The following is a 26,881-nucleotide window of genomic DNA, read 5'->3' on the forward strand; positions in this document are numbered from 1 at the left end:
GTCGAGATCGGGAAGCGTGTAGTCCGCCATGGTGGTCATCCCTTCGTCGTGGGGTATGCGGGACCAGCCTGTGCAGGCCCCGCCGTGCCTCCCATCCTGCCACGATGCTCCCGGAGTTGGCAGGGTGCCTCCCGCTGAGGAAGCCCTCGTGCCCCGCCGCTGACACATTCCTGCCAGACATCCGTGCCGTCCCGGCCATCTGTCGGGGCCGCGGTCCACAATGGTGCGATGGCCGAGTCCCGCCAGCTGCTCCCATCCTCGTTCTCCCCTCCCACGGCCACCTGGTTCGCCGAGGCCTTCGAGGCACCCACCCCTGCCCAGTCAGCGGCCTGGGAAGCGATCGAGCGCGGGGACGACACGCTGGTCGTGGCGCCGACCGGTTCGGGCAAGACCCTGGCCGCCTTCCTCACGGCGATCGATCGCCTCGCCACGGCGGATCCGGCCCCCGCGGGCGCGGAACACGGCCGATCGGTCCCGAAGGGCGGCGGCCGCGCGCGAGCGGCGCGCGGGACCACCAGCGTCCTGTACATCTCGCCGCTCAAGGCCCTCGGGGTGGATGTCGAACGGAACCTGACGTCCCCGCTGGTGGGGACGGCGCGGATGGCGGAGCGCCTCGGTCTGCCCCGTTCACCGGTCAGCGTGGGCGTGCGCACCGGGGATACCCCGCCCGCCGAGAGGCGGCGACTCGTCGTGCATCCGCCGGACATCCTCATCACCACTCCCGAGTCACTGTTCCTCATGCTGAGCTCCCAGGCCAGGGAGCCGCTGCGGGGCGTGCGCACGGTGATCCTGGACGAGGTCCACGCGGTCGCCGGCACCAAGCGCGGCGTGCATCTGGCCCTGTCCCTCGCACGGCTCGACGCGATGCTCGAGGCACCGGCGCAGCGCATCGGGCTCTCCGCGACCGTCGAGCCCGTCGACGAGGTCGCCGCCTTCCTCACGGGCTCCGGGCGACCCCGCGAGGTGGCCGTCGTGCGCCCTGCCTCGACCAAGCGCTGGGACTTCTCGGTGACGATGCCGGTCTCTGATCTCCAGGCGATCGAGCCGCCGCTGGATGCGGTCGATGACGAGGACGTCTCCGGCACGATCTGGCCGCACGTCGAACGTGCCGTCCTCACCCAGATCCTCGCGCACCGCTCGACGATCGTCTTCACCAACTCCCGCAGCCAGGCCGAGCGCCTGACCGGGAAGCTCAACCGATTGCATGCACGCCGCGCGTCCCCGGAGCCCGGCCGCAGCGCAGAGCTCGAGAACGCCGCTGGCCCCGAGGGCGCCGAGGGCGCCGAGGAGATCGAGGACATCGCCCGCGCCCACCACGGCTCGATGTCCAAGGAGATCCGCGCCCAGATCGAGGATCAGCTGAAGTCCGGAACCCTGCGCTGCGTCGTGGCGACGTCCTCTCTCGAGCTGGGCATCGACATGGGCGCCGTCGACCTCGTGCTGCAGGTCGCCGCGCCGATGTCCGTCTCCAGCCTGCTCCAACGGGTGGGACGTGCCGGGCACGATGTCGGCGCCGTCTCCGAAGGGTCGCTGCACCCGCTGCATGCCGCGGACGTGCTGCGTTCCGCGGTCGCCGTGCAGGAGGCGCTCGCCGGCCGGATCGAGCCCCTCTCGGTGCCCCGCAATGCGCTGGACGTGCTCGCCCAGCACACCGTCTCCGCCGCCGCGATGGACGACCTCCAGATCGACGACTGGTTCGACCTGGTGCGCAGCGCGCACCCCTACCGCGCTCTTCCCCGCTCCGCCTTCGACCAGACCATCGATCTGCTCGCCGGGCGCTACCCGTCGACCGCCTTCTCCGAGCTGCGACCGCGGCTGGTGCACGACCATGACACCGGTCTGCTCACGGGCCGGCCGGGAGCACAGCGCCTCGCGGTGACCAGCGGCGGCACCATCCCCGACCGCGGTCTGTACCCGGTGCACCTGGTGGCCGGGGACGACGACTCCCAGCCGCGCCGGGTGGGCGAGCTCGACGAGGAGATGGTCTACGAGTCGCGCCGCGGGGATGTCATCACCCTGGGCACCAGCAGCTGGCGGATCGAGGAGATCACCGCCTCCCGGGTCACCGTCTCCCCCGCCTTCGGCCTCACCGGCCGCATCCCGTTCTGGCACGGCGGCGGCGACGGCCGCCCCGCGAGCCTGGGCCGCGCGATCGCCACCGCCCAGAGCGAGCTCGCCGACCTCGAGCGGCCGCAGGCCGACGAGCGCCTCGCCGCGCTGGGTCTCGACGTCAACGCTCGCACCGTGCTGCTGGACCATCTCGCCGAGCAGAAGCACGTGACCGGGGTCGTGCCCGGCCCGCAGCAGCTGGTCGTCGAACGCTTCCTCGACGAGCTCGGGGACTGGAGGGTCGTCCTGCATTGCTCCTACGGCCAGCGGATCACCGGCCCGTGGGCCCTCGCTGTCGGGGCCAGGGTCGAGGAGAGATACGGCCTGGACGGCCAGGTCATGGCCGCCGACGACGGCATCGTGCTGCGGATACCCCATGGGGAGCAGCCGCCGGGTGCCGACCTGTTCGTCTTCACGCCCGAGGAGATCGACGAGGAAGTTCGGCGCCTCGTCGGCTCCTCCGCGCTGTTCGCCGCCCGCTTCCGCGAGTGCGCGGCGCGGGCGCTGCTGCTTCCCCGGCGGGATCCGAACCAGCGGGCTCCGCTGTGGCAGCAGCGTCAGCGGTCCTCCCATCTGCTGGAGGTCGCCCGCCCCTACCCGGACTTCCCGATCATGCTCGAGGCTGCCCGCGAGTGCCTGCAGGACGTCTACGACCTGCCCGCCCTCATCGATCTCATGACGCAGATCGGGCGGCGCCGCCTCGAGGTCCGGGAGATCGAGACCCCCACCCCGTCCCCTCTCGCGCGGTCGTTGCTGTTCGGCTACCTCGCCCAGTTCATCTACGACGCCGACGCCCCGCTCGCCGAGCGCCGCACCGCCGCCCTCGCGCTGGACCAGTCCCTGCTCGCCGAGCTGCTGGGATCGGTGAGTCTTCGCGAGCTGCTGGATGCCGAGGTCATCTCCGAGGTCGAGAGCCGTCTGCAGGGACTGAGCGAGGACCGTGCGCTGCGCGGGGCGGAGCAGATCGCGGACGCCCTGCGGCGACTCGGACCCCTGACCCGGGACGATCTCGCCGCCCGCGCGGCCGACGGGATCGACCTCGAGACCGAGCTCTCCCAGCTCCACGACACCCGGCGGATCCTCGCCGTGCGCATCGCCGGCCTCGAGCACCTCGCCGCGATCGAGGATGCCGGGCTGCTGCGCGACGCGCTCGGGGTCGCCCTCCCGCCCGGTGTCCCCGACGCCCACCTCGCGCCGGTGGATCGGGCCGTCGCCCAGCTGCTGTCGCGCTGGGCACGCGGTCGTGGTCCCTTCCTCGCGAACGGTCCGGTGGACGCCTTCGGCCTCGCCCCCGGCGTGGCTCGCGGCGCGCTCGAGCAGCTCACCGCCGAGCGGGTGCTGCAGCAGGGCGAGTTCAGTCCCGGCCGCGAGGGCGAGGAGTGGGTCGATGCCGACGTGCTGCGGCGGATCCGCCGAGCCAGCCTCGCCGCGTCCCGACGGGAGATCGCCCCGGTCCCCGGCCCGGTCTATGCCCGCTTCCTCGGGCAGTGGCAGCACCTGACGGGGCGACGGTCCGACGGCCGCCGGGACCGGGCCACGTGGCAGGGCCGCGACGGCCTGCTCTCCGTGATCGACCAGCTCGCCGGGGTGTCGCTGCCGCTGTCCGCCTGGGAGGAGCAGGTGCTGCCGGCGCGGATGCCCGATGCGAGCCCCGCCCTGCTGGACGCGGCCTTCGCCGCCGGTGACGTGGTGTGGACCGGGCACGGGCGGCTCGGCGCCGACGACGGCTGGATCCGGTTGCATCTTGCGGACGCCCTGCCGCTCGGGCTCGACGCCGAGGCGCTCGAGGAGGCCGCCTCGGCCCTGGCCGAGGGGTCCCTCACCGCCCGGGTCCTCGCCATGCTCCGCGGGACACCTGGCGCGCTTCGCCACGGCGAGATCCTCACCGCCCTCGCCGCAGACGGGGACGCCGCGCCACCACCGGACCTGCACGACGCTCTGTGGGACCTCGCGTTCCAGGGCTTGATCACCAACGACTCCTTCGAGGCGCTGCGCACCTACGGTCGCGGACCGGCACGGCCCTCCCGGCCGACGGGACGCTCGCGCCCCCTGACCCGGCGCGGCGCAGCGCGGCTGTCGGCCGCGATGATGCGGCAGGGGGCATCGTCCGTCTCCGAGCTCGTCACGGGGCCCACCGGAGCAGGACGGTGGTCCGCCGTGAGAGTCGAGGCGGTCGATCCCGCCGCCCGGGCGGCGGCGCTCGCGACCCTGCTCCTGGACCGGCACGGCGTGGTGACGCGGGGCGCGATGGACATCGAGGACATCCCCGGCAGCTTCGCCGCCGTGTACCGCGTGCTCGCCGTGCTCGAGGAGAACGGCAGCTGTCGCCGCGGCTACTTCGTCGACGGGCTCGGCGCCTCCCAGTTCGCCCCGGTCGAGGCGGTGGACCTGCTGCGCGATCGGGACCGGGAGGCCGAGGCGCAAGGCGACCCCGACGCCGGGACCGTCGGCCCTTCCCCCGAGGCATCGACCGTCGCGCTCGCCGCGACCGACCCGGCGAACCCCTACGGCGCAGCGCTCCCGTGGCCGTCCTTCACGATCGCCCCGCCCGAGGGCACGACCGTGCGGCCCGCGCGTCGCGCCGGAGCACTGGTGCTGCTGGCCGACGGGCATGTCGTCGCCGTCGTCGACAAAGGCGCCAAGCACCTCCTGTGGTGGGCAGACGAGACCGCGACGACGCTGGTCGCCGAGCAGCTGGTGCGGGCGATCGTCGAGGACTCCCGTCTGCCTCAGCTGCGGATCGAGCGGATCAACGGGAACCCGATCACCAGCGCTCCCGTCGCGGCGATCGGCGACGCCCTGGTCGCCGCCGGCTGCTACCGCTCGCCGAAGTCCATCCGCCTGCGCGCAGGAGGTCGCTGATGCCCGAGGGAGACACCGTCGCCCGGCAGTGCCGGGCGCTGCACGAGGCTCTCGCGGGGGCGACCCTCACCACGAGCGATCTGCGGGTGCCCCGCGCCGCCACGGCGGACCTCGTGGGCTGGAGCGTGCGGGAGGTGCGGCCGCGCGGCAAGCATCTGCTGATCCGCCTGGAGCCGCCCGCGGCAGGAGGCGTGCCGCTCACGCTCCACACCCACCTGATGATGGACGGGATCTGGCACGTGGACGGGAAGGCGCTGCGCTCGAGCGACACCAGCGCCGGACCGCGCCCGGCGGACACGATCCGCGTCGTCCTCGACGCACGGCACCCCGACGGGCGCGAGGCCCGCGCCGTCGCCTACGACGTGAAACAGGTTCGCCTGGTGCGCACCGCCGACGAGAACACCCTGGTGGCCCACCTGGGACCGGACCTGCTGGACCCGTCCTGGGAGGACGACCCGGCACTGCGCCAGCGGGCCGTCTCGAACCTCGCGGCCGAGCCGGAGCGCCCGATCGGCCTCGCCCTGCTCGATCAGCGCAACCTCGCCGGGATCGGCAACATCTACCGCAGCGAGCTGTGCTTCCTGCGCCGCGTGCACCCCGCTGCTCCGACGCACGCGGCCGGGGACCTGGGTGCTCTGGTCGACCTCGCCCACCGCCTGCTCACCCTGAACCTGGACCGCTCCGTGCGGGTGACGACCGGCGGGATGCTGGGGCGCGACGGCGACCTGTGGGTGTACGGGCGCGGTGGCCGGCAGTGCCGTCGCTGCCGCGCCCGCATCGAGCGCGGGGAGATCGGCGACCCCCGGCTCGAGGGCACGGAACCGCGCGTGCTGTGGTTCTGCCCCCGCTGCCAGGCCGAGCCGGGCGCCCCGGCAGGAGCGGGAGGCGGTGCGCCGCGGGGTGCACGACAGCGTGCGCATCCTGATGCACGACGTCCCGGGACGGGTCGGTAGACTTCTCGCGGTGCTTCCGGCCCGGCCACCCCGAGCCCGCACCGATGCCTCCATAGCTCAATGGATAGAGCAACGGCCTTCTAATCCGTAGGTTGCAGGTTCGAGTCCTGCTGGGGGCACCACCACCCGTCGTCGTGTCTGGAGCCGTCCCATGGTGCTGAAGGTCCTCACGATCGGCGTCATCGTGTTCCTGCTGGGACTGCGCCTGCTGCGCGGCCGATTCGGCACCCGCCTGCTCGGCGTCTCACGGACGGTCGTGAACGCCATCTACCTCGTGGCCCTCGTACTCACCGGGATCATCGCCGGCGCCTTCGAGCAGTGGGTGCTGCTGGGAGTGGTCGTCGTGCTGCTCGTGCTCAGCGGCATCGAGGAGATTCGCCGACGGTCCACGCCGAAGAACGCTCCCGCCGAGCGCGCGTCGGACCGACGGCGCTGACGCTGCCGTGCGTCTGGTGCGCTTGGTGCGTCGGCCGGCTCAGAGCTCGCGGCTGTGCTGCGAGGAGGCCTCGTTCCACTCGGTGACCCACGCAGGCACGTGCAGGTCCGGCGGGACCGGGCCGACGAGGTCGAGCACCTCGCGGACGCTCACGGATCCACCGGTCTTCTTCAGGAAGCGCGCGCGGATGATCGCGTCGGCGTAGACCGTCTCCCCCACCCGGAACACCTGCTCCATGTAGATCCAGCGGTCGTCGTGCCCGAGGACCCGGGAGTCGATGTCGAACTTCTGCCACAGCACCAGCGACTTGCGGTAGGTGATGGACTGCCCCGCGACCACGGGGTACCAGCCCCGTGCAGTGAGTCGCTTCCAGAACCCGGAGCGCAGCATGAGGTCCATCCGGCCCAGGTCCATGAGAGTGAGATAGCGGCCGTTGTTCATGTGCCGCTGCACGTCGAGGTCCGCCGGGTTCACGCGGAAGCTCGTGCGGGAGGTGTCCCACATGCTCAGGCGGCTGCGGAAGCGCACGCGGATCATGAACACCAGCAGGCGGAAGTACAGGTTCACGTCGGGCTCCTCCATGAGTCACTCAGCGGGCTCGGCATCGAACCCTGATGACTGCATGGTAACCATGCTCCCTCCGAGGCGCCGGGCCATTCCTCGCCGGTGCCCCGCACTCCCGCGATACTGTTGCCCGGTGACTTCCAGCTCCTCCCGTGCCATCAACGACCGCATCATCTGGGTCGATTGCGAGATGACCGGCCTCGACAAGAAGCGCGATGCGCTCGTCGAGATCGCCGTGCTCGTGACCGACGCCGATCTGAACATCCTCGGTGACGGCGTCGACGTCGTCATCAAGCCGCCGGCCGAATCGCTCACCGGCATGGACCCCTTCGTGGTCAACATGCACACCGTCTCCGGCCTGCTCGACGAGCTCGACGGCGGCATGACGCTCGAGGAGGCGCAGGCCCAATGCCTCGCCTACGTGCAGCAGTACTGCCCCGAGCCGGGCAAGGCGCCGCTCGCCGGCAACAGCGTGGGCACCGACCGGGTGTTCCTGGATCGCGACGTGCCCGAGTTCGCCCAGTGGCTGTCGTACCGCACGATCGACGTCTCCAGCCTCAAGGAGCTCGCCAAACGCTGGTTCCCCCGCGTCTACTACAACATCCCCGCCAAGCACGGCGGCCACCGGGCGCTCGCGGACATCCGCGAGTCGATCCAGGAGCTCAAGTACTACCGCGAGGTGCTCCTCGTCGACGCTCCCGGTCCCACCACCGCGCAGGCGCAGGTGGCATCACGCACCTTCGAGCTGACGGAGGAGTCCGAGGAGACGGCCGCCGCAGCAGCCTCGTCGACGACCGCGGCCGCCACGGCCCCTGCCGCCACTTCGACCCCGACTCCCGTCACCCCGCACGTCCCGTGGCTCGAGCGCGCTTCCCATCGCTCGTGGCTGGGGAACGAGGGCGACGAGCTCCTCGTGTTCGGCTCGGAGTCCGTGCGCGAGGACGGCGGCTTCGCCTGGCTCGACGAGGAGGGCGACTCCGACCTGTCGCGCCCCTCGGAGCTCTGGATCACCTGCCGGATGACGCACAGCTTCGCCCTCGGGCACCTGCTGGGCCGCCCGGACTTCGGTCGCTTCGCCGACCACGGCATCGCCTCCCTGCGCGGGGTGTTCCACGATGCGGAGCACGGCGGCTGGTACGCGGCGGTCGCCGATGGGAAGCCGGTGGACGACTCCAAGCAGGCCTACGCGCACGCCTTCGTGGTGCTCGCGGCCTCCTCGGCCCTGGCCGCCGGCCGCCCCGGCGCGCAGGAACTGCTCGACGAGGCCCTCACCGTGCTCGATACGAAGTTCTTCGACGAGTCCGCGGGGATGAGCGTGGACACCTTCGATCGCACCTTCACGCAGTGCGAGGAGTACCGCGGGATCAACGCGAACATGCACACGGTCGAGGCCCTCCTCGCCGCGGCCGACGTCACCGGCCAGCGTCGCTGGCTCGATCGCGCTGTGGGCATCATGACGCGCGCGATCGATGAGTTCGCGCGCGGCAACGACTGGGCGCTGCCGGAGCACTTCGACACCGACTGGAACCCGCTGCTGGAGTACAACCGCGACGAGCCGAACCACCCGTTCCGCCCGTACGGCGCCACGGTCGGTCACTGGATCGAATGGTCCCGCCTGGTGCTGCACGGCCGTGCCGCACTGATCGCGGCCGACGGTTCGGCCCCGGACTGGATGCTCGAATCCGCGACGGCGCTCATGGAGAAGTCGGCGACGAGCTTCGGCGCCGACGGAGCCCCCGGGTTCGTCTACACCGTGGACTGGGACGGCTCCCCCGTCGCCTCCGAGCGCATGCACTGGGTCGCCGCGGAAGCGGTCGGAGCCGCCGCCGTGATGTACGAGGTGACCGGGGACCGGATCTGGGCGGATCGCTACGAGCAGTGGTGGGAGTACATCTCCACCTACCTGCTCGATCCCGAGAACGGCTCCTGGTTCCACGAGCTCGATGCGGACAACGAGCCCCAGGGCGTGACGTGGCCGGGCAAGCCGGACATCTACCACGCCTTCCAGGCGACGCTGATCCCGCGGCTTCCGGTCACGCCCACCCTGGCCGCCGCGCTGCGCGACGGCCTGCTCGACCAGGAGAGCTGAGCCGACGCCGACAGCTCGTCGCTCGGCACCCGCTGAGTCAGCGCCCGCTGTCTCAGCACGTGCTGACTCAGCGCCTGCTGATTCAGCTCCTGCTGACTCGGAACCGCGTCACTCGACGGGACGCACCTCGCGGCCGGCACCGGCCGCGAGGGCGACGATCTCCTCGACGTGGCCGATGTCCGCGACCACGAGAGGGCACGCGTCGGTGTCCTCCTCCAGCTGCAGCAGGCACAGGTCGAACGCGGCGAGGATCTCCTCGGCCCGTCGGAGCGCCGGTTCCAGCCCTGCGGTGATGTCGGCGACCGGCTCGAGATCAGCCCCGGAGCGGCACACCCGAGCGACCTCGCCCAGGGCCATGGCCAGCTCCGCGCCGGTGTCCTCCGGGTCGAGGTAGGCCAGGGCGTCGGCCACGTCCAGCCCGTCGATCAGGGCGATCCACGGATCGACGGTCTCCGCAGCACCGGCTCCGGTCTCGAGGCCGAGGAGTGGATCCGCCTGTGTCGCCAGGTAGGCCTGTGGGTCGGTGGCCGCGAGGTGCACCGACCTCGGGAGCTCAGGGTCGTCCGCGAGGAGCATGCACAGCCGCGTCCAGTCCGGCACGGCTCATCCCTGGTCGTCGAGGTGGGAGACCGCGGTCTCGAGCCGGTCGATCTTCGCGTCGAGCTGCCCCTCGTGGCCGGGACGGATGTCGGCCTTGAGGACGAGCGAGACCCGCGAGCCGTACCGCCCCGCCGCGGCGGTCGCACGCCGCACGACGTCCATCACCTCGTCCCAATCCCCTTCGATCTCGGTGAACATCGAGGAGGTGCGGTTCGGCAGTCCGGACTCCCGCACGACGCGCACCGCGGCGGCGACCGCGTCGTGCACGCCGGCGCTGTCCGTGCCCTCGACAAGCCCGCGCACGAGCGCTGGATCCGAGGGGTCACCGGTGGGCTGGACGGAGAAGGCGACGATCATGCGGCCAGTCTCCTCCTGCGCCAGGGGCCGTGCAACGTGTGGGCGGCACGGACGCCGTGCGAATCGACGGGACCCTCGACGAGCTCGGCCCCGGGGGTGATCGGTGAGTAGGATCGGCGACGGTGTCCCTGGTCGGGACCACACTATCCATCGAACTATGCATCGACCTATGCATCGAACTCATGCATCGACACGAGAAGAGGACCATGACTGCGCTCCGGATCGGCATCGTCGGCTACGGGAACCTGGGACGGGGCGTCGAGATCGCCGTCTCGTTGCAGGAGGACATGGAGCTGGTGGGCGTGTTCACGCGCCGTGCACCGGCCACGGTGAGCCCCGTGCACGAGGAGACCCCCGTGCGATCGATGGACGCGCTCGAGACGATGCAGGACGAGATCGACGTGCTCGTGCTCTGCGGCGGGTCGAAGACCGACCTCCCCGAGCAGACCCCGCAGCTCGCCGAGCGCTTCACCGTCGTGGACAGCTTCGACACACATGCCCGTATCCCCGAGCACTTCGCGCGGGTCGACGCCGTCGCCCGCGCAGCCGGCACCACGGCGCTCATCTCCACCGGCTGGGACCCGGGTCTGTTCTCCATCAACCGTGTGTATGGCGAGGCCATCCTCCCCCAGGGCTCCACCTACACCTTCTGGGGCCGCGGCCTGTCGCAGGGGCACTCCGACGCGCTGCGCCGCCTGGACGGGGTCGCCGCCGCTGTCCAGTACACGATCCCCTCCCAGGAGGCCATCGCCCGCGTGCGCGCCGGCGAGCAGCCCGAGCTGAGCACGCGGGAGAAGCACACCCGCGAGTGCTTCGTGGTGCTCGAGGACGGGGCCGACGCCGACTCCGTGCGCGAGGAGATCGTGACCATGCCGCACTACTTCGAGCCTTTCGAGACATCCGTGACCTTCCTCAGCTCCGAGGAACTCGCCCGCGATCACCAGGGCATGCCCCACGGCGGCTTCGTGATCCGCTCCGGCGAATCCACCCCCGGAACCGCCCAGACCATCGAGTACCGCCTGCAGGAGGAGTCGAACCCCGAGTTCACCGCGAGCGTGCTCGTCGCCTACGCCCGTGCGGCGGGGCGGCTGGCCGCGGCCGGTGAGCATGGGGCGAGGACCCCCTTCGACGTGGCCCCGGGCCTGCTCTCGCCGAAATCTCCCGAGCAGCTGCGCGCCGAGATGCTCTGAGGGGTGGCGCACCGGATCGATGCCGACACGGCACCCGATGACCGGGCGGCCGGTGCGCCGACCGATGCAATGTGTCTCACACTCGAAACAGTGCTTTCGGGGCGAGATCAGGCGGTGGAGACGGTATAGTTTTCTCTCGTTGCGGGATTCTTTCCGCACATGGTGGTCGTAGCTCAGTTGGTAGAGCTCCTGGTTGTGGTCCAGGCGGTCGCGGGTTCAAATCCCGTCGATCACCCCAAGAAACGCCCTGGCAACAGGGCGTTTTTTCATGCCCTCGCAGTGCTGCGGCGTTCGCTCGTTCCAGGAGCCGAAGGCTCCTCCTCCGGCGCCGTTCCGTCACACCCCTCCCCGTGCTCCGTCGGCGTCGGCGTCGACGTCGACGTCGACGGCAGCAGCAGGGAGGCGAGCAGCGCGAGCACCGTCAGCACGAGCGTGCACCAGAATGCCGCGACGTACCCGGCCTCCGGATCCGAACCGGTGGCGGCGGAGGTGAGGACCACCACGATCAGGGCGATGCCGAACGCTCCGCCGAGCTGCTGGACCAGGCGGGTGATGGCGGAGGCATGAGGCATCCGGTCCCTGTCGATATCGACATAGGCGACCGTCATGACAGGGATGAGGACGATCCCCAGGCCGAGGCCCCGGACGAACAGGACGAGGCCCATCGACCAGGGACCGATCTGAGACCCCATGAGCGCGAAGGGGGCTGTCGCCGCGGCGACCACCAGGAACCCGGTCACCGCCACCGCCCGGGCGCCGAATCGATCGACCAGCTGACCCGCGATGAAGCGTGCGACCAGTGACCCGACGCCTTGCGGGATCAGGAGCAGCGCAGCACCCAGGACGCCGTACCCGAGTGGCCCCTGCAGGAAGAGCGGCAGCAGGAAGGTGCTCGCGAAGAGCGCCGCCCCGAGGAAGACGAGCGTGATCGCGGAGGAACGCACGGAGCGCACCGCGAGCAGGCGGACATCGACCAGGGACCTCCCCTCCCGTCGCATGCCCCAGAGCACGAAGCCGACCAGCAGGATCGCGCCGACGATTCCTGGCAGCAGCACATCGGCCCGCCCGAGGCCACCGGCGGCATGGACGTTGGACAACCCGAAGAGCAGTCCCGCCAGGGCCGGGACGAGCAGGAGGGCACCGACGACGTCCAGCGCCGGCGAGGCAGCTCCCCGCTCAGGATGGTCCGGAGTGAGGAACAGGACGGCCAGGACCAGTCCGATGACCCCGAGAGGAACATTGATCAGGAAGAGCCACCGCCAGCTCGCCCAGTGCAGCACGAGCCCACCGAGCACGGGACCGAGGATCGGGCCGAGCGCTGCCGGCAGACTCACCATCGCCATCGTCCGCACCCGGTCCGCTGGGGCGATGTTCTGCATGGCCAGGGTCTGCATGAGCGGGAACATGATGCCGCCGCCCAGCCCCTGCAGGACACGGAAGAGGATCAGGGACCCTGCGCTCCAGGCGCCCGCGCTCAGGACGGAGGCGATCACGAACACCCCGAGGGCGAACAGCCACAGCCGCTTGCCGCCGAACCGTACCTGCGCCCAGCCCACGAACGGGATGGCGAGGGCCAGGGCGAGCATGTAGCCGGTGCTGACCCACTGGATCGTCGCGACCGAGGCGTCCAGTTCGATGGTGAGGGTGTGCAGCCCCATCGACACGATCGTCGTATCCAGGATGGCAGTGACCGCACCGACGACGAGCGCTGTGAGCATCAAGCCGGTCGATCGCGTCGCCGGCCGTGCTGTCGGGTGAGCAGTCATGCGACCTCCAATAGAGTACGTGTGCGTCTCTTAAAGGTAGATCGCTAGACTAGGGAACGCAAGCGTTCTTTACGAACTTTCTGAGAGCAGACGGGAGCAGACATGACCGCGAGCAGACGACGGGGTGCCGTGCTGGAATCCGCCATCCTCGAGGCGGGCTGGCAGGTGCTGCAGGAAGCCGGCTATCCAGGATTCACGTTCGAGGCCACCGCCGAACGGGCCGGCACCGGCAAGGCGGTCCTCTATCGGCGATGGCCGGACAAGGAGGCTCTCCTCCTGGCGGTCCTGTCCCACAGCTACCTCGGCTCACCGCGCGAACTCCCCGATGCCGGGTCGCTGCGCGAGGACGTCCTCGCGCAGCTCCGCTCGATGAACGAGCGGCTCGGCCCCAGCGCGGCGGCAGTGCTCAGCATGATCGTCGGCTCCCACTTCGAGGAGACCTCGATCGCCCCCGCGCAGCTGCGTGCCGATCTCCTCGGCGAACGAGCCCCTGCCATGCCGCGCATCCTCGAACGCGCCGTCACCCGTGGGGAACTGCGCGGCGAGCTGCCCGAGAGGATCGCGACGCTCCCTCTCGATCTCTTCCGCCACGAGATGGTCATGTCCCTCGGCAGCGTGGCCGATGAGACTCTCGTCGACATCGTCGACACCGTGTTCCTCCCGCTCGCCCTCGCGTCCCAGCAGGACGGACGCGTCGAGCCTCCGAACCCCCTCGAGACTCCGATCCTCACCGGCGCCGGCGCCCACGCCGACGCCGACGAGGACCAGACGCCCGCGCCGCCCCCAGCGCACCGATAGCCCTCCCCCGCACCACCCCTGGTCAAACGCTCCGCGCAGGGCTAGCGTGAGGATGCCCAGGGTGAGTTCGGGAGGACGCCATGGCACAGCTGCCGGATCGTGCAGACATCGTCGTCATCGGAGCCGGGGTGGTCGGCAATGCCGCCGTCAAGCACCTCGCGGAGCTCGGCTGGCGCTCCATCGTGCAGATCGACAAGGGTCCGCTGCCGGATCCGGGCGGCTCGACGGGGCACGCCTCCAACTTCGTCTTCCCGGTGGACCACTCCCGCGAGATCACCGATCTGACAGTCGACTCGCTGCGCCAGTACGAGGCGCTGGGAGTGCTCTCCACCTGCGGAGGGATCGAGGTGGCGCGCAGCCCGCAGCGGATGCAGGAGCTGACGCGCCGGATGAGCTCGGCGCTCTCCTGGGGCGTCGAGGCCCATCTGCTGTCCCCGGCCGAGATCCAGCAGCTCGTCCCCTACTGCGACGCGGATCTGCTGCTCGGCGGCTTCCACACACCGACCGGGGCGATCGTGGACCCGCTCGCGGCGGGCGCCCTCTTCCGGGAGCGCGCGGTGGAGCTGGGCGCGCTCACGCTCTGCCCGGAGACCGAGGTGACCGACCTCGAGGTCGCCGGAGGTCGCGTGACGCGGGTCGTCACCGATCGGGGCGAGATCGACACCGAGATCGTGGTCATCGCGTGCGGGGTGTGGAGCCCGCGCGTCGCCGCCCTCGCCGGCGCCGCGATCCCCCTCACCCCGGCCGTGCACCAGATGCTCGACGTCGGCCCCATCGCCCAGCTCGACGCGACCGAGGAATGGATCAGCTTCCCGCTGCTGCGCGACATGGACCGTCTGATGTACGAGCGCCAGCGCGGTCCCGATCTGGAGATCGGTTCCTACGCCCACAGGCCGCTGCTGCACCGCCCCGAGGAGATTCCCGCCTACGGCGCGCCCGGTCAGGCGTCCCCGACGAGCTTCCCCTTCACGGAGGAGGATTTCACCGCGCAGCTCGAGCACGCGAAGGAGATGTTCCCGAGCCTCCTCACCGACCCCGAGCCGCCACGGAAGGCCGCGATCAACGGGCTCCTCTCCCTCACCCCGGACGGCGGTGCCCTCGTCGGCGAGACCCCTGAGGTGCGCGGGCTGTGGTCCGCCGCGGCGGTCTGGATCAAGGAGGCCGCGGGCGTGGGCCGCATGCTCGCCGAGCTGATCACGACCGGCGACAGCGAGATCGACCCGCACGCATCCGACATCGCCCGTTTCCACCCCGCCGCCCGCACCGACGCCCATGTGCGGGCCCGGGCTGCCGAGGGGTTCCCCAAGATCTACGGGATCAGCCATCCGCGGGAGCAGTGGCTGAGTGACCGTCCCCTCCGCACCAGCCCGTTCCATCCGCGCACCGAGGCCCTCGGCGCAGAGTACTTCGAGGCCGCCGGCTGGGAACGACCCCAGTGGTACGCCTCCAACGCTTCCCTGCTGGAGGAGTTCGCCGATCGGATCTCCCCACGGGAGCACGAATGGGATGCTCGCTGGTGGTCCCCGCTGATCGAGGCCGAGCACCTCGCGATGCGCGAACGGGTGGCGATGGTCGACCTCGGCGCCTTCGCGATCCTCGACGTCACCGGCCCGGGAGCCGTCGCCTACCTCGAGAGCCTCGCGGTGGCCCGGATCGACGTCCGCGTCGGCCGCGTCGTCTACACCCCGCTGCTCACCCCGGCCGGCGGGTTCCGCTCCGATCTCACCATCGTGCGACGGGGTCCGGAGATCTTCCGCGTGATCACCGGCGGCGCCGAGGGCGGCCGCGATCTGGTCTGGCTGCGCGACCACCTCCCGGCCGACGGATCCGTCCACCTGGCCGATGTCGGCTCCGCCGTGACCACCCTCGGACTCTGGGGCCCGCGCGCCCGGGACCTGCTCACGGAGGTGACCTCGGCCGATCTCTCCGACGGGGCGTTCGGCTTCGGCACTGCCCAGGACCTCGAGCTGGGCAGCATCCCTGCCTCCCTGCTGCGCATCTCGTACGTCGGGGAGCTGGGCTGGGAGATCCACGTCGCGACCGAGCACGGCCTGCCCCTGTGGGACCTGCTGTGGGAGGCAGGTCGGGGCCACGGTGTGCTCTCTGCCGGCATCGGCGTGTACGGGACCACCGGCCGGCTGGAGAAGGGCTACCGGCTGATGGGCGCGGAGCTCACCGCCGAGTACGACCCGGTCGAGGCCGACCTTGCGCTGCCGAAGGTGAAGACGGCGGACTTCCTGGGCAAGCAGGCGTACCTGGAGTCACGGACAAAGGGTCCGGCAGCCACTCTGTGCAGCCTCGTCGTCGATCCGGCCAGCGCTGCAGGCGATGGTCTCGGACGGTGCATGACCGGCGGGGAACCGATCCTCACGCCCGACGGCTCCACGATCGTCGACGCCCGCGGCAGGCGATCGTTCGTCACCTCGGCCGGGCCGGCCCCGTCGCTCGGCCGCTACCTGCTGATGGCGTACCTCCCACCCGAGCACGCGCAGGTCGGGACGCACCTGCTGGTGGACTACCTGGGCTCCCGTCACACAGTGAGCGTGCTGAGCGTGGGCCGCACGCCCCCGTTCGATCCCGGGGATACCCGCATGAAGGGCTGACGCCTCCCGACCGTCGTCCGAGCAGGAGCAGAGGCCGGCGCGAGAACCGGGGGAACCGGCCGACCGCTCACCCGGTGACGTCGGCCCGGTATCCGATCCGGCGCGAGATCTCGTCGGCGGCCCGCAGCAGGACTCGGGCGGTGGCCGGGAGCGACCCGGGCGCGAGGCGGTACGTCGGCCCGGCGACGGAGAGCGCGGCGACCACGTCACCCGCGGGGCCGCGGATCGGGGCGGCGACCGCGTTCAGGCCGTCCTCGTACTCCTCCACCACCTGGGCCCAGCCGTTCTCCCGCGCCTGCTGCAGCTGCTCCCGCAGCACGGTGGCCCCCGTGATCGTGTGCTCCGTGAAGCGTTCCAGGGGCGAGGCCAACAGATCCTCGATGGCGTCCTGCTCCAGATGGGCGAGCAGCATCTTGCCGCTGGAGGTCGCGTGCAGGACGGTCCGGTCCCCGACCCAGTTGTGCATCGCCACGGTGCTGGTCCCCTGGGCCTGATACACGTTGATCGCCGCACCGTCGCGATACACCGCCACGTTCACGGTCTCGCCCAGCTCCTCGGCGAGCGCATCGCACACGGGGCCCGCCTGAGCGGTCAGATCGAGCCGCGACCGGGTCGCCGCGGCGAGTCGCAGCACACCCACGCCGAGCCGCACCGTGCCGGTGGCCTCGAGACGTTCGACGAGGTCATGCGCTGCGAGCGAGGCGAGCAAGCGAGACGCGGTGGATCCGTGGACCTCCAGCTCGCGACCGATCCGCCCCACGCTCGACTCCCCGTCACGGGCGATGATCTCCAGCACCTGAGCTGCCCGATCCACCGACTGCACCGTTCCTGGCTGCCCCATCTCCCACTCTCCTCCAGCTCGACCGCAGACACGCTCTGACACACATCCAGCGCCGCCACACGCTGCTCGTCGTGCGCAATGCGCACACCATTGCGTAATGCGCATCATAATGCCACAGTAGGGTACGGACCGCCTTTGGAGGCCACCATGAGCGTCAACCAGCACCCCCGAGTTCTGCTCTACCCCCGCATCCGCAAGTCCCCGTTCTTCTACGCCTCGAGGCGTCACGGGGTCGCGATGTACAGCGTCTACAACCACACGTACCACCCCCGGCACTACGGCGACCCGATCGCCGAGTACTGGGCGCTGCTGGAGGGGGTCACCCTCTGGGACGTCGGGGTCGAACGACAGATCGAGATCTCCGGACCCGACGCCTTCGACTTCACCAACCTGCTGATCACCCGTGATCTCTCGAAGTGCGCGGTGGGCCAGTGCAAGTACGTCTTCCTCACGGACCAGCACGGAGGGATCCTCAACGACCCGATCCTGCTGCGCCTGGAGGAGAATCGCTTCTGGCTCTCCCTCGCCGACAGCGACATCCTGCTGTGGGCCCGCGGCGTCGCCACGCATGCCGGGATGGATGTGAGCATCGAGGAGATCGATGTGGGCCCGGTGCAGGTCCAAGGGCCGAAGTCCTTCGCGGTCATGCGGGACCTGCTCGGCGACGCGGTCGCGGACATCCGCTACTACTACCTGCACGACTTCCAGATCGACGGGATCGACGTGACCGTCTCGCGCACCGGATACACCGGTGAGATCGGCTACGAGATCTATGTGCACGAGGCGTCGAAGAACGCCGTGCGGCTGTGGGAGAAGGTCTGGGAGGCCGGTCAGGCCCACGGGCTGCAGGTCATCGGGCCGTGCCACATCCGCCGCATCGAGGGCGGGATGCTCGCCCACGGTGCGGACATCACGGTGGACACCAACCCGTTCGAGATCGGCATGGGCTACGACTGGATGGTGGACCTCGACCAGGAGGCGGACTTCATCGGCAAGCAGGCCCTCACCCGGATCAAGGCCGAGGGTCCCCGGCGCAAGCTCGTGGGCCTCGAGATCGAGGGACCGGACCTGGGCACCTACAACGACGGGTCGATGATCGACGTGCTCCCCGTCCTTGCCGGCGGCGCACGCATCGGCGAGGTCACCTCGGCCTGCCGATCCCCGCGCCTGGAGAAGAACATCGGACTGGCGATGGTCTCGGTCGAGCACTCCGAGGTGGGCACCACGCTGCAGGTCGACGTCGGGGCCCGGGACGACTCCGGCACCGATCTGGTCCCCGCGGTGGTGGTCGCCAAGCCCTTCATCGATCCGACGAAGGAGCAGCCCAAGGGCGATGTCACGTCCCTGGACACCGCCGCACCCCGGCACGAGGATCCGGTGGCAGGAGCCTGAGGTGCACGACGAGCCGAGCCCGCGCCGCACGGAGCCGTGGCCCGAGGCCCTGGTGCGCGGAACGCGCTTCGAGGTGATCCCGGTGCCCGGGATCGTCGCGACGGTGACCGCGCACCTGCCGCCCGGCACGCGCGTGAGCGTCACGGCATCACGCAAACAGGGACTCGCAGCCACTCTCGCCACCGCCCGCGCCCTGGCGGGACAGGGCTATGTCGCGATCCCCCATCTCGCGGCGCGACAGATCAGCGGAGCAGCCGAGCTCCAGCGGATCCTGGACGACCTCGCGAGCTCGGGGGTGCAGGAACTGTTCATCATCGCCGGCGACGCCCCGCATCCCGCCGGGGACTTCGAGGGATCCCTCGACCTGCTGGCGGCCCTGGGAGAGAGCAGCCGGTCCTTCGAGGTCGGGGTGGGCGCATACCCGGAGGGCCACCCGTTCGTCCCGTCCGAGGCGGAGTCGATGCAGCTCCTCCAGGAGAAGGCGCAGTACGCGTCCGTGCTCGTCACCCAGCTGTGCTTCGACGCCCCCGCCCTGCTGGACTGGGTGCTGCGGCTGCGCGAGCACGGGGTGCGGACTCCCGTTCGCCCTGGTATCGCGGGGCCGACGGATGCCGCCCGACTGCTGCGCATCGGGGCCCGCGTCGGCGTCGGACCGTCATTGCGCCTGCTCGCGCGGCAGGGGTCCGAGATCCGGCACCTGCTCGGACCGGGCGGATGGACCCCGGGCACGTTGCTCGACGAGCTCACCCCGGCGTTCGCTGACCCCCGCTACGGGCTCGAGGGACTCCACGTCTATACGTTCAACGCCGTGGCGGAGAGCGCCGCCTGGTGGCGCGACGGGAACGGGCGGCGCGACGGGAACGGGCGGCGCGACGGGGACGGGCGGCGCGGCGGGGAAGGGCCCCGGAATCTCTCCGTCTGAGGTCGCGCCGTTCGGCGCTATCGGGGGCGTCCCGGAGCGCCCTGCCCCGGCGTGCATCGCAGCCTCAGCGATATCTGCCATGATCGTGCGGTCCGCGAAGCGCCCACGGCAGGAGATCCTCGATGGAGACACCGGACCCTCAGGACGACCAGTGGCAGGACCGCGTCCGGGAGATGGTCGCGACGCGCCAGGATGCGCTGACCCGTCCCGATGTCGACCAGGGGCTCCTCGCCGCGCAGATGAAGCAGGTCCACGACGAGCTCGTCCAGCTCCGGATGCACTACCAGTTCGGCATCGACGAGGTGCAGACCAAGGTCAACATCCTCCGCCAGGAGTTCGAGCAGATCCACGACTACAGCCCGATCGAGCACGTGCGCTCGCGCCTGAAGAGCACCGAGAGCCTCATCGAGAAGGCCGTGCGCACCGGCGGGGAGATGTCCATCCCCGCGATCAGGGCGCGGGTCCACGACATCGCCGGAGTGCGGATCACCTGCAGCTTCGTCTCCGACGTGTACTGGATCGCCGACATGCTGCGCCGCCAGCCGGATCTCGAGACCCTGACGGTCAAGGACTACATCGCCGACCCCAAGCCCAACGGGTATCGCTCGCTGCACCTGATCCTCCAGGTCCCCGTGTTCCTCTCCGAGCACACGGAGTACGTGCCCGTCGAGCTGCAGCTGCGCACGATCGCCATGGACTTCTGGGCCAGCACCGAGCACAAGCTGAGCTACAAGTACCGCAAGAATCTCCCGGGCCGACTGCGCGCGGAGCTCGATGACGCTGCCCGCGTCGCCGCGGATCTCGATGCGCGGATGGAAAGGATGCGCGACGAGATCCGCCCGATGCCCGATCGCGCCGAGAGCACGCAGCACACCTCCGAGGGGACGCCACCGCCCTTTCCAGGGGACGCTGCGGGGAATCCCGACGGGAACCCCGATGGGAACCCCGCCTCGAACAGCTGAGGCGGCCCTCTCGCCGCACTCCGATCTCCCCTGCCTGGACCCTCCGCCCTCACCGCTCGGACAACGCGCCGTGGCCCCGATCGGATCCGCGACGAATCGGGAGGAATCGCCCCGACGATTCGCCCACCCCGCTCCTGCGAGACGCTCATACTGGGCTCATGAGCAACTCCAGGAGACGTGTGCTGATCACCGGCGCCGCAGGCGGTGTCGGCTCCCGACTGGCGGAAGGCCTGCGGGAGGACTACGACCTGGTCCTCCATGACCGCAGCAGCGAGAACGCTCCGCCGGGCACCGATTTCCGCACCGCCGAGCTCGGCGACTTCGACGAGGTCCTCGCTCTGATGAACGGCGTCGACACGGTGGTGCACCTCGCCGGCGCCGCGTCGCCGGAGTCCCCGTGGGATGCCGTGCTCGACGCCAACATCGTGGGGCAGCGGAACATCCTCGAGTCCGCTCGTCAAGCAGGCGTGCGACGGGTGGTCCTGGCCTCGTCCAACCACGCCATGGGCATGTACGACCGGTACGAGCAGTGGCCCGTGTATCCGGACCAGATCCCTCGGGCGGACTCCCTCTACGGTGTCTCGAAGATCTTCGGCGAGGCGCTGGGCCGGTACTACTTCGACAAATACGATCTCGACGTCATCGCGCTGCGCATCGGGTGGGTCAGCGATGATCCTCTGGAGGCCGAGGAGGACATCCTGCGTGCCATGTGGCTCAGCCGCGCGGACTGCGAGCAGGTCGTGCGCCGCGCGATCGAGGCCGAGGTGCGCTTCGGGATCTTCTATGCAATCTCCGACAATCCCAACCGCCGCTGGTCGCTGACCAATACGACGCTCGAGCTGGGCTACCGCCCCCAGGACTCCTGGACGGACCTGGCCGGCGCCACCGAGCACGTGGTCGAAGGCGGTGCCGACGTCCGCGACACGTGGCCGCTGGGTTCATGACTCCGACTCCGACCGGGGATTCCTCCCCGACGAGGAGGCCCGTCGTGCCCACCCCCGCGGCACCCCGGTCGAACCCGCCCCACCTCGCCTCCGCCGTGCGGATGCTGGTCGCGCTGCTGGTGCTCGCCGCCCTTGTCGCGAACGCCGCCGAGGCGCTGCAGGACGGCCTGTTCGCCCAGAACATCTCGTACTTCACGAACCAGTCGAACCTGATGTTCGTGGCCCTCGTGATCGCCGGTACGACGTGGATCGCTCGGCATCCGGTGTGGTTCGACGACGTGCGCGGTGCAGTGGCGTTCTACCTCGCGATGACCGGGATCATCTATGCGCTGCTCGTGGCCCCGCTCGATGAGCTGCTGCGCTGGGACATCGGTTGGACTGGGATCGTGCTGCACCGCCTGGCCCCGGTGGTCGCGGTCCTCGACTGGCTGCTGACGCCCCGCTCCCGGGCACCCTCCGCCCGCCGGATCCTGTGGTGGCAGCTCTACCCGGTCGTCTTCCTCGCCCTCACCTGGGTGCGCGGCGGGGTCACCGGCTGGTACCCCTACGGCTTCCTCGATCCGACGCTGTCGTCGTGGTCGCACGTGCTGCTGACCACGGTCGTGGTGCTGGTCGCCTTCTTCGGGGTCGCGACGCTCCTGCACCTGCTCGGCGGGCGACTGCGTGCGGGATCATCGGCGCGCCGGGACGTCGCTCTCTCCCGGGCGTGAATGTCAGTCGAGCCCTCGGGCGAGCAATGCCTCCAGCTGGTCGATGGCCGCGGGGTCGCCGACGATCTCGACCGTCTCCGGCCCTCCGGCAAGGTGACCGAGGGCGAGGCTTCGCCCCCATGCCCAGATATCCAGGGCGGTCGCCGATCCGGTGACCGTGGCGCGCGGGAGGAACTCGACGTCGGCCTCCGCACCCGCATCTGCACCAGCACCAGCACCAGCACCAGCAGGACGATCGAGCAGGCGCCCGACGGGGGCGTCGAACTCCTTGCCGTCACGAGGCCGGGTCCCGGACCACCGGCTGATGAGCAGGGACTGCACCGCACCACCCTCGGCGGTGATCTCCACGATCGCGACGGGCGTGGTGGTGGACCATTCCGGGATCCAGTCGAAGGCTGCCGGCCACATCACCTTGAGCACGTGCTCGAGACCCGCATGTGCGATGTCCTCGCGGATCGCGGTGACGGGCAGACCGGCGGTGAGCTCGGCATCGACGCGGTGGATCGTCGCCTCGTGCAGCTGCATGCTGCGGATGACGCCGACGTCCTGACGTTCCGAGAACCAGAACCAGGCACTCTCCTCATCGGGGCGCGCTCCGAGCTGCTCGAGGAGACCGTCCACCGCCGCCGCGCGACGCTGCTGGAGCTCCTCGAGGTCGTCGGGCCGCGGGGCAGCAGACTCGTCGATCCTCGCGGCACCCTCTTCCGTCGCGATCCTCTGCGAGAGAACTGCGGACCAGAACTCGGGGACCTCCGTCGCGTGCCACAGCAGGTCCGCGGCGTTCCAGTCCGGACAGGTGGGTACCTTCTGCTCAGGGTCGGTGGCGGCGAGGGCTGCGGACAGCCGGTCCGCCTCCTCACGAATCGCGGTCAGGGCATCGATGCTCATGACGTCATCCAAGCACGACGGACGGGCTGAAGATGTCACTGCAGATAACTGCTGAGAACTGCTGAGAACTGCTGAGAACTGCAGAGGACTGAAGAGATCCGGCAGGAGATCTCCTGCTCGCAGTCATCTCCGCTGACCTGCGACACGTGCCCCCCCCCAATACCCCCAAGGGGTATATCCTCAAGAGACGCCCCGGGAGGGGCAGCCCCGACACGAAGGAGATTTCCATGAGCACGACCACCAGCACCTTCCAGGTCACCGGCATGACCTGCGGCCACTGCGAGATGTCCGTCCGCGAAGAGGTCGGCGAGATTCCCGGCGTCCAGCAGGTCGACGTCAGCCACGAGACCGGCTCCCTGGTCGTCTCCTCCGAGCAGCCCCTCGAGGAGGCCGCGGTGCTCGCGGCCGTCGCCGAGGCCGGATACTCCGCCACGCGCGCCTGAGACCGCCAGGTCGCAGTCAGGCCCCAGGCGGCACCGATATCGTCTCTCCAGTCCCCGAACCGCGAGAGAAGAGCCGATGCCTGCTTCGACCACCCTGACCGCCACCTCCCTGCACGCCGGATACCCCGGCGAACCGGTCCTGGCAGGGGTCGACCTCTCGGTCGCTGCCGGCCAGCCCCCGCAGGGCCTGCTCGGAGCCTCCGGCGCGGGCAAGACCACCCTGATCGGGGTGCTGCGCGGCGACATGAAGCCGAGCTCCGGGCAGGTCACCCTGGACGGACGCAGCGTGCACAAGCTGCGGGGCAAGGACCACAAGACGTTCCGGGCCGCGGTCCGTTTCGTCTCGCAGTACGCGATGACGATCGTCGAGCCGCGGGAGACGGTCGTCGGCCGCCTCGACCACGCCTCCAAGGTGGCACGGAAGGGCGGTCGCACCCACTCCGTCTCCCCCGCCGAGATGCTCGAGACCGTGGGCCTGGGTGTGCACTTCCTGGACCGGCGCATGATGACCCTCTCCGGCGGGGAGAAGCAGCGAGTCGCCCTGGCCACAGCGCTCGCCACCCGCCCCGAGATCCTGATCCTCGACGAGCCGCTGACGGCCGTGGATCCCGGCATGCGCGGCGAGATCAGCTCCACGCTGCGCGAGGTCATCGAGCGACTCGGGATCGGCGTGCTCATCGCCTCCCACGACATCGAGCTGCTGCAGCGCCTGTGCCCGCAGATCGCCTTCCTCGGCGAGGGCCGCATCCTGGCCCGCGGCTCGCTCGACGAGGTCCTCGCCCGCACCGAGCACGAGGAGATCCGCGAGCTCGCCGAGAGCGCCCCGCAGGCCGTCCAGCGATTCCGCTGAGCACGGCCCCGACAGGGCGCCACCCCGACCGCACTCGACCCGTGACATTCGGCCTCAGTCGAAGACGAGCTCCTCGGTCGCGTAGAGGAACCGGGTCTTCGAGCGGTCCAGGAACCTCTCCTCATCGACCGCGATGGTGGTGGTGTACGCCTCGGAGGTGAACCAGGATGTCGCATCCGCGATGCCGTCGACCCACAGCTCGGCGACCCCGTCGTAGGACGAGGTCGTGATGCCGGCGATCTCGTCGCCGGTGGGCATCAGCTGGACGTAGCGGCGCACGGGGACCTCCTCTCCCGGGACGCTCGCGATCATCGGCGTGTGCTTCGTCGTCCAGTAGTCGACGAACTCGTCATGCGTGAGATCCGCGCGGCGGGTGAGAAAGATGCTGAGTTTGACCATCGGGACTCCTCGAGAACTGAAATGGCTTGCCTTGACAAGCAAAAACTATGCCCATTGACTTGCCAAAGCAAGTGATTTCGCCGAAGAGATCACCACCCATCGGCCCGGATGCGCCGATGAGGAGCTCCCGATCCGCGCCCTGGAGAGCAGTGGACGGACCTGCCGCCGGAGGGTACGTCAGCCGCCCGCCGCGTCCTCCCGCAGGACGGTGGCGAGACGCGACATCGAGGTCGACATCTGCCGACGCTGGGCGGCACTGAGCGGATCGAGCACAAGTCGCCGCACCTGGGCAGCATGCTCCGGGGCGGCCTCGACGAGCTTGCGACCACCCGCCTCGGCCAGAGAGCCGAGCGTGTATCGACCGTCCGCCGGATCGGGCCGGCGGGTGACCCACTCGCGACGCTCGAATCGATCCATCACCTTCGACAGGCGCGGGAGCGTGCTATCGCACAGCGCGGCGAGCTCGCTCAGGCGCATCGTCCTCCCCTCCGCCATCTCCAGCCGGGCGAGCACGCCGTACTCGAAGTTGGAGATGCCGGCATCACGGCGCAGCTGACGGTCCAGGGCCGCCGGCAGGGCGATGACCACGGTGAGCAAAGATTGCCAGAGTTCCTGCTCGTCAGCATCGAGCCAGGGCGACGGAGTATCCATGTGCGGCATCGTACGACCCCGCAGGCAGGGTCCGCCGGAGCGCGCGCGGGTCCGACAGAATGACTTGCCTAAGCAACTCAACGGGTCTAGGTTCAACGTGCCGAGGAAACCCAGAAAGGGCTTCTGTTCTCCGCAGCATGCAGGTGCTGCTCCCACTGACCGGACTCGGACCATCACCGCCGACGAAGGGCACGCACCATGACGATCCACCCCGTTGCACGCGCCGACAACCACCCCCTCACCCCCACCCGCATCACCGGCCACGCGCCTGCGGCCGACCGCATCGGACGGGGCCTGCTGATCCTCTGCGCAGTGGCGACGCTGGCCGCGTTCGCTCAGGGGATCTCCATCATGACGACCGTGGCTCCCGAACGACTGATGTCCGAGGCGTGGCGGACGTTCGCCTATCTGGTCTTCGTCGGGCTCTTCCTCATGATCGCCGCCGCACCCCGCAGTCAGCGCGGCGCCTGGGAGCTCGTAGTCGGTCACAAGCTCGCGATCACCGTATTCGGCATCGCGGCGGGAGCCACCCCGGATGCACGTACGACCTGGACCATAGACCTCGGACTCGTGCTGGTGACCGCTGCGGCCTACGTCCTGTGCCGCGGCTGGCACGGCTGGCGCAGGAGCCAGCACTCCCCTGCTGGCACGACGGCCGCCAGTCTCGCCTGAGCATCGGAGTTTCTGACCACTTGACCACCTGATGAGCGCCTCGGAAGCTCGTCCGGCACTCCCCTGCCGCCCCTGACCGGCCACCGCGAAACGCTCCAGCACGGGCGCGGAACGGCTCCTCGCCACTCACCTCGTGTCGATCCGCGGCCCCTCACACACCTGGTCGCCCGAGGAGTCGGTCTGCTCCGGACACGACGAAGCCCCACCGGAGAACCGGTGGGGCTTCGAGTGTCGGTGCGCCATCAGGGATTCGAACCCCGGACCCGCTGATTAAGAGTCTCCCGGTACGGCAGCTCGGCTCAGTAATCGAGGTCGACTTCAGCGAAAGCCGAGGTCGGCGCACGATGGCCGTGTGACTCTTGCATGCCGATCCGGGCAGAGAAGGACGGGGAGTTCACCACCTGGATCTTCTTTCCTCCACACAGACCAGTTATCCCCAGCCATTCGCAACGGCGCGAGATCAGCGGCCGACTTGGGGCACGGTGTCCTCCATGGACGCCATCGCACAACTCCCTCTCTGGACCGCCTGGCTTCGCGCCTCGGAACGGTCCGAGACGACTGTGCGACTGCGCGAATACCACGTCCGCCGGTACCTCAACGGAGTCCCGGCTGAAACAGACCCCCTCGATCTCGAGTGGATCGTTGGGCATCTCGCGAACCCTCGGTGGAAGGCAGCGACACGGCGCAGCGCACGGACATCGCTTCGAATCTGGACCACATGGCTTCACCGAACCGGCCGGATCCTCTCAGATCCCTTGTCGCTGATTCCGCCAGCGCCAGCCCCAGTGTCAGTACCGCGCCCGTGTCCAGATCCAGTGATCCGGAGGGCATTGCTCTCGTCCAATATTCGACTACATGCGATGATTCATCTCGGTGCCGA

The 26,881-nt window shown here is 70.0% G+C and carries 23 protein-coding genes and 2 tRNA genes; 17 read left to right on the top strand and 8 right to left on the bottom strand.

The window, feature by feature from the left end:
• The first annotated feature begins 228 nt into the window (after nucleotides 1–228).
• The 4 genes from ACT3T5_RS18275 to ACT3T5_RS18290 all read left to right on the top strand — a co-directional run bounded on the left by ACT3T5_RS18275 (nucleotide 229) and on the right by ACT3T5_RS18290 (nucleotide 6,360).
• Nucleotides 229–4,971 carry an ATP-dependent helicase gene (locus ACT3T5_RS18275; RefSeq protein WP_444595165.1) on the top strand — a complete coding sequence of 1,581 codons (4,743 nt, stop codon included), beginning with the start codon at nucleotides 229–231 and terminating at the stop codon, nucleotides 4,969–4,971.
• Nucleotides 4,971–5,924: a DNA-formamidopyrimidine glycosylase family protein gene (locus tag ACT3T5_RS18280; RefSeq protein ID WP_444577985.1), complete on the top strand. Its 954-nt coding sequence runs from the start codon at nucleotides 4,971–4,973 to the stop codon at nucleotides 5,922–5,924. Before ACT3T5_RS18275 ends, ACT3T5_RS18280 begins: the two co-directional genes overlap by 1 nt.
• 46 nt (nucleotides 5,925–5,970) lie before the next feature.
• Nucleotides 5,971–6,046 (top strand) — tRNA-Arg (locus ACT3T5_RS18285).
• A gap of 29 nt (nucleotides 6,047–6,075) precedes the next feature.
• Nucleotides 6,076–6,360 (top strand): hypothetical protein, encoded by a 285-nt coding sequence (locus ACT3T5_RS18290; RefSeq protein ID WP_444577984.1) that lies wholly within the window; start codon nucleotides 6,076–6,078, stop codon nucleotides 6,358–6,360.
• Nucleotides 6,361–6,399: 39 nt separating this feature from the next.
• Here the strand turns inward: ACT3T5_RS18290 and ACT3T5_RS18295 are convergent, their stop codons facing one another.
• Nucleotides 6,400–6,927, bottom strand: coding sequence for an acyl-CoA thioesterase (locus tag ACT3T5_RS18295; RefSeq protein ID WP_444595166.1), 528 nt, complete (start codon nucleotides 6,925–6,927; stop codon nucleotides 6,400–6,402).
• Between the two features lie 187 nt (nucleotides 6,928–7,114).
• On the opposite strand from ACT3T5_RS18295, the gene orn reads away from it, so the two are divergent.
• Nucleotides 7,115–9,013, top strand: coding sequence for an oligoribonuclease (gene orn / locus ACT3T5_RS18300; protein ID WP_444577992.1), 1,899 nt, complete (start codon nucleotides 7,115–7,117; stop codon nucleotides 9,011–9,013).
• Nucleotides 9,014–9,121: 108 nt separating this feature from the next.
• On the opposite strand, the gene ACT3T5_RS18305 is transcribed toward orn, so the two are convergent.
• Together ACT3T5_RS18305 and ACT3T5_RS18310 are read right to left on the bottom strand one after the other, a co-directional pair.
• Nucleotides 9,122–9,613 (bottom strand): DUF6630 family protein, encoded by a 492-nt coding sequence (locus tag ACT3T5_RS18305; protein WP_444595167.1) that lies wholly within the window; start codon nucleotides 9,611–9,613, stop codon nucleotides 9,122–9,124.
• Between the two features lie 3 nt (nucleotides 9,614–9,616).
• The gene (locus ACT3T5_RS18310; RefSeq protein ID WP_444595168.1) at nucleotides 9,617–9,970 is read right to left on the bottom strand and encodes a thiamine-binding protein; all 354 of its coding nucleotides are present in this window, start codon (nucleotides 9,968–9,970) and stop codon (nucleotides 9,617–9,619) included.
• 206 nt (nucleotides 9,971–10,176) lie between these two features.
• Between ACT3T5_RS18310 and ACT3T5_RS18315 the strand changes: the two genes are divergently transcribed.
• Complete coding sequence (locus ACT3T5_RS18315; RefSeq protein WP_444577980.1) at nucleotides 10,177–11,160, top strand: diaminopimelate dehydrogenase; 984 nt, start codon at nucleotides 10,177–10,179, stop codon at nucleotides 11,158–11,160.
• Nucleotides 11,161–11,322: 162 nt separating this feature from the next.
• Nucleotides 11,323–11,398 (top strand) — tRNA-His (locus ACT3T5_RS18320).
• A 28-nt stretch (nucleotides 11,399–11,426) separates the two neighbouring features.
• Here the strand turns inward: ACT3T5_RS18320 and ACT3T5_RS18325 are convergent.
• On the bottom strand, nucleotides 11,427–12,926 hold the full coding sequence (locus tag ACT3T5_RS18325) for an MDR family MFS transporter (RefSeq protein ID WP_444577979.1): 1,500 nt from the start codon (nucleotides 12,924–12,926) through the stop codon (nucleotides 11,427–11,429).
• A 102-nt stretch (nucleotides 12,927–13,028) separates the two neighbouring features.
• Between ACT3T5_RS18325 and ACT3T5_RS18330 the strand changes: the two genes are divergently transcribed.
• Complete coding sequence (locus ACT3T5_RS18330; protein WP_444595169.1) at nucleotides 13,029–13,724, top strand: TetR/AcrR family transcriptional regulator; 696 nt, start codon at nucleotides 13,029–13,031, stop codon at nucleotides 13,722–13,724.
• 80 nt (nucleotides 13,725–13,804) lie between these two features.
• Entirely contained in the window at nucleotides 13,805–16,327 is a 2,523-nt protein-coding gene (locus ACT3T5_RS18335) for a GcvT family protein (RefSeq protein WP_444595170.1), read from the top strand.
• A 67-nt stretch (nucleotides 16,328–16,394) separates the two neighbouring features.
• Here the strand turns inward: ACT3T5_RS18335 and ACT3T5_RS18340 are convergent, their stop codons facing one another.
• A complete protein-coding gene (locus ACT3T5_RS18340) occupies nucleotides 16,395–17,168 on the bottom strand; it encodes an IclR family transcriptional regulator (RefSeq protein WP_444595171.1) in 774 nt (257 codons plus the stop codon).
• Nucleotides 17,169–17,315: 147 nt separating this feature from the next.
• Here ACT3T5_RS18340 and ACT3T5_RS18345 point away from each other — a divergent pair, with 147 nt between their 5' ends.
• From ACT3T5_RS18345 to ACT3T5_RS18365, 5 genes are all read left to right on the top strand, one after another.
• Entirely contained in the window at nucleotides 17,316–18,560 is a 1,245-nt protein-coding gene (locus tag ACT3T5_RS18345; protein WP_444595172.1) for a glycine cleavage T C-terminal barrel domain-containing protein, read from the top strand.
• Nucleotide 18,561: 1 nt separating this feature from the next.
• Nucleotides 18,562–19,482, top strand: a complete 921-nt coding sequence (locus ACT3T5_RS18350; RefSeq protein ID WP_444595173.1) for a methylenetetrahydrofolate reductase — start codon at nucleotides 18,562–18,564, stop codon at nucleotides 19,480–19,482.
• 122 nt (nucleotides 19,483–19,604) lie between these two features.
• Complete coding sequence (locus ACT3T5_RS18355) at nucleotides 19,605–20,444, top strand: GTP pyrophosphokinase (protein WP_444577973.1); 840 nt, start codon at nucleotides 19,605–19,607, stop codon at nucleotides 20,442–20,444.
• A 158-nt stretch (nucleotides 20,445–20,602) separates the two neighbouring features.
• Entirely contained in the window at nucleotides 20,603–21,388 is a 786-nt protein-coding gene (locus ACT3T5_RS18360; protein WP_444577972.1) for an NAD-dependent epimerase/dehydratase family protein, read from the top strand.
• A gap of 44 nt (nucleotides 21,389–21,432) precedes the next feature.
• Nucleotides 21,433–22,098 (top strand): Pr6Pr family membrane protein, encoded by a 666-nt coding sequence (locus ACT3T5_RS18365; protein WP_444577971.1) that lies wholly within the window; start codon nucleotides 21,433–21,435, stop codon nucleotides 22,096–22,098.
• Between the two features lie 3 nt (nucleotides 22,099–22,101).
• Here ACT3T5_RS18365 and ACT3T5_RS18370 read toward each other — a convergent pair whose 3' ends face one another.
• Nucleotides 22,102–22,986, bottom strand: coding sequence for a maleylpyruvate isomerase family mycothiol-dependent enzyme (locus ACT3T5_RS18370; RefSeq protein WP_444595174.1), 885 nt, complete (start codon nucleotides 22,984–22,986; stop codon nucleotides 22,102–22,104).
• Nucleotides 22,987–23,213: 227 nt separating this feature from the next.
• Here ACT3T5_RS18370 and ACT3T5_RS18375 point away from each other — a divergent pair, with 227 nt between their 5' ends.
• The gene (locus ACT3T5_RS18375; RefSeq protein ID WP_444577969.1) at nucleotides 23,214–23,429 is read left to right on the top strand and encodes a heavy-metal-associated domain-containing protein; all 216 of its coding nucleotides are present in this window, start codon (nucleotides 23,214–23,216) and stop codon (nucleotides 23,427–23,429) included.
• 76 nt (nucleotides 23,430–23,505) lie between these two features.
• Complete coding sequence (locus tag ACT3T5_RS18380; protein WP_444577968.1) at nucleotides 23,506–24,279, top strand: ABC transporter ATP-binding protein; 774 nt, start codon at nucleotides 23,506–23,508, stop codon at nucleotides 24,277–24,279.
• A gap of 54 nt (nucleotides 24,280–24,333) precedes the next feature.
• Here the strand turns inward: ACT3T5_RS18380 and ACT3T5_RS18385 are convergent, their stop codons facing one another.
• A complete protein-coding gene (locus ACT3T5_RS18385; RefSeq protein ID WP_444595175.1) occupies nucleotides 24,334–24,678 on the bottom strand; it encodes an EthD domain-containing protein in 345 nt (114 codons plus the stop codon).
• Nucleotides 24,679–24,855: 177 nt separating this feature from the next.
• Nucleotides 24,856–25,329 carry a MarR family winged helix-turn-helix transcriptional regulator gene (locus tag ACT3T5_RS18390; protein ID WP_444577966.1) on the bottom strand — a complete coding sequence of 158 codons (474 nt, stop codon included), beginning with the start codon at nucleotides 25,327–25,329 and terminating at the stop codon, nucleotides 24,856–24,858.
• A gap of 198 nt (nucleotides 25,330–25,527) precedes the next feature.
• Here ACT3T5_RS18390 and ACT3T5_RS18395 point away from each other — a divergent pair, with 198 nt between their 5' ends.
• Nucleotides 25,528–26,001, top strand: coding sequence for a hypothetical protein (locus tag ACT3T5_RS18395; RefSeq protein WP_444577965.1), 474 nt, complete (start codon nucleotides 25,528–25,530; stop codon nucleotides 25,999–26,001).
• Nucleotides 26,002–26,881: the final 880 nt, after the last annotated feature.

The sequence above is a fragment of the Brachybacterium sp. AOP3-A1-3 genome (assembly GCF_052378285.1).
GTDB lineage: Bacteria > Actinomycetota > Actinomycetes > Actinomycetales > Dermabacteraceae > Brachybacterium.

Coding starts and splice junctions, on each gene's coding strand:
- ACT3T5_RS18325 (WP_444577979.1), bottom strand. CDS start 12,926: ATGACTGCTCACCCGACAGCACGGCCGGCGACGCGATCGACCGGCTTG.
- ACT3T5_RS18395 (WP_444577965.1), top strand. CDS start 25,528: ATGACGATCCACCCCGTTGCACGCGCCGACAACCACCCCCTCACCCCC.
- ACT3T5_RS18345 (WP_444595172.1), top strand. CDS start 17,316: ATGAGCGTCAACCAGCACCCCCGAGTTCTGCTCTACCCCCGCATCCGC.
- ACT3T5_RS18340 (WP_444595171.1), bottom strand. CDS start 17,168: ATGGGGCAGCCAGGAACGGTGCAGTCGGTGGATCGGGCAGCTCAGGTG.
- ACT3T5_RS18355 (WP_444577973.1), top strand. CDS start 19,605: ATGGAGACACCGGACCCTCAGGACGACCAGTGGCAGGACCGCGTCCGG.
- ACT3T5_RS18375 (WP_444577969.1), top strand. CDS start 23,214: ATGAGCACGACCACCAGCACCTTCCAGGTCACCGGCATGACCTGCGGC.
- ACT3T5_RS18390 (WP_444577966.1), bottom strand. CDS start 25,329: ATGGATACTCCGTCGCCCTGGCTCGATGCTGACGAGCAGGAACTCTGG.
- ACT3T5_RS18330 (WP_444595169.1), top strand. CDS start 13,029: ATGACCGCGAGCAGACGACGGGGTGCCGTGCTGGAATCCGCCATCCTC.
- ACT3T5_RS18370 (WP_444595174.1), bottom strand. CDS start 22,986: ATGAGCATCGATGCCCTGACCGCGATTCGTGAGGAGGCGGACCGGCTG.
- ACT3T5_RS18310 (WP_444595168.1), bottom strand. CDS start 9,970: ATGATCGTCGCCTTCTCCGTCCAGCCCACCGGTGACCCCTCGGATCCA.
- ACT3T5_RS18335 (WP_444595170.1), top strand. CDS start 13,805: ATGGCACAGCTGCCGGATCGTGCAGACATCGTCGTCATCGGAGCCGGG.
- orn (WP_444577992.1), top strand. CDS start 7,115: ATGACCGGCCTCGACAAGAAGCGCGATGCGCTCGTCGAGATCGCCGTG.
- ACT3T5_RS18380 (WP_444577968.1), top strand. CDS start 23,506: ATGCCTGCTTCGACCACCCTGACCGCCACCTCCCTGCACGCCGGATAC.
- ACT3T5_RS18385 (WP_444595175.1), bottom strand. CDS start 24,678: ATGGTCAAACTCAGCATCTTTCTCACCCGCCGCGCGGATCTCACGCAT.
- ACT3T5_RS18360 (WP_444577972.1), top strand. CDS start 20,603: ATGAGCAACTCCAGGAGACGTGTGCTGATCACCGGCGCCGCAGGCGGT.
- ACT3T5_RS18280 (WP_444577985.1), top strand. CDS start 4,971: ATGCCCGAGGGAGACACCGTCGCCCGGCAGTGCCGGGCGCTGCACGAG.
- ACT3T5_RS18290 (WP_444577984.1), top strand. CDS start 6,076: ATGGTGCTGAAGGTCCTCACGATCGGCGTCATCGTGTTCCTGCTGGGA.
- ACT3T5_RS18275 (WP_444595165.1), top strand. CDS start 229: ATGGCCGAGTCCCGCCAGCTGCTCCCATCCTCGTTCTCCCCTCCCACG.
- ACT3T5_RS18315 (WP_444577980.1), top strand. CDS start 10,177: ATGACTGCGCTCCGGATCGGCATCGTCGGCTACGGGAACCTGGGACGG.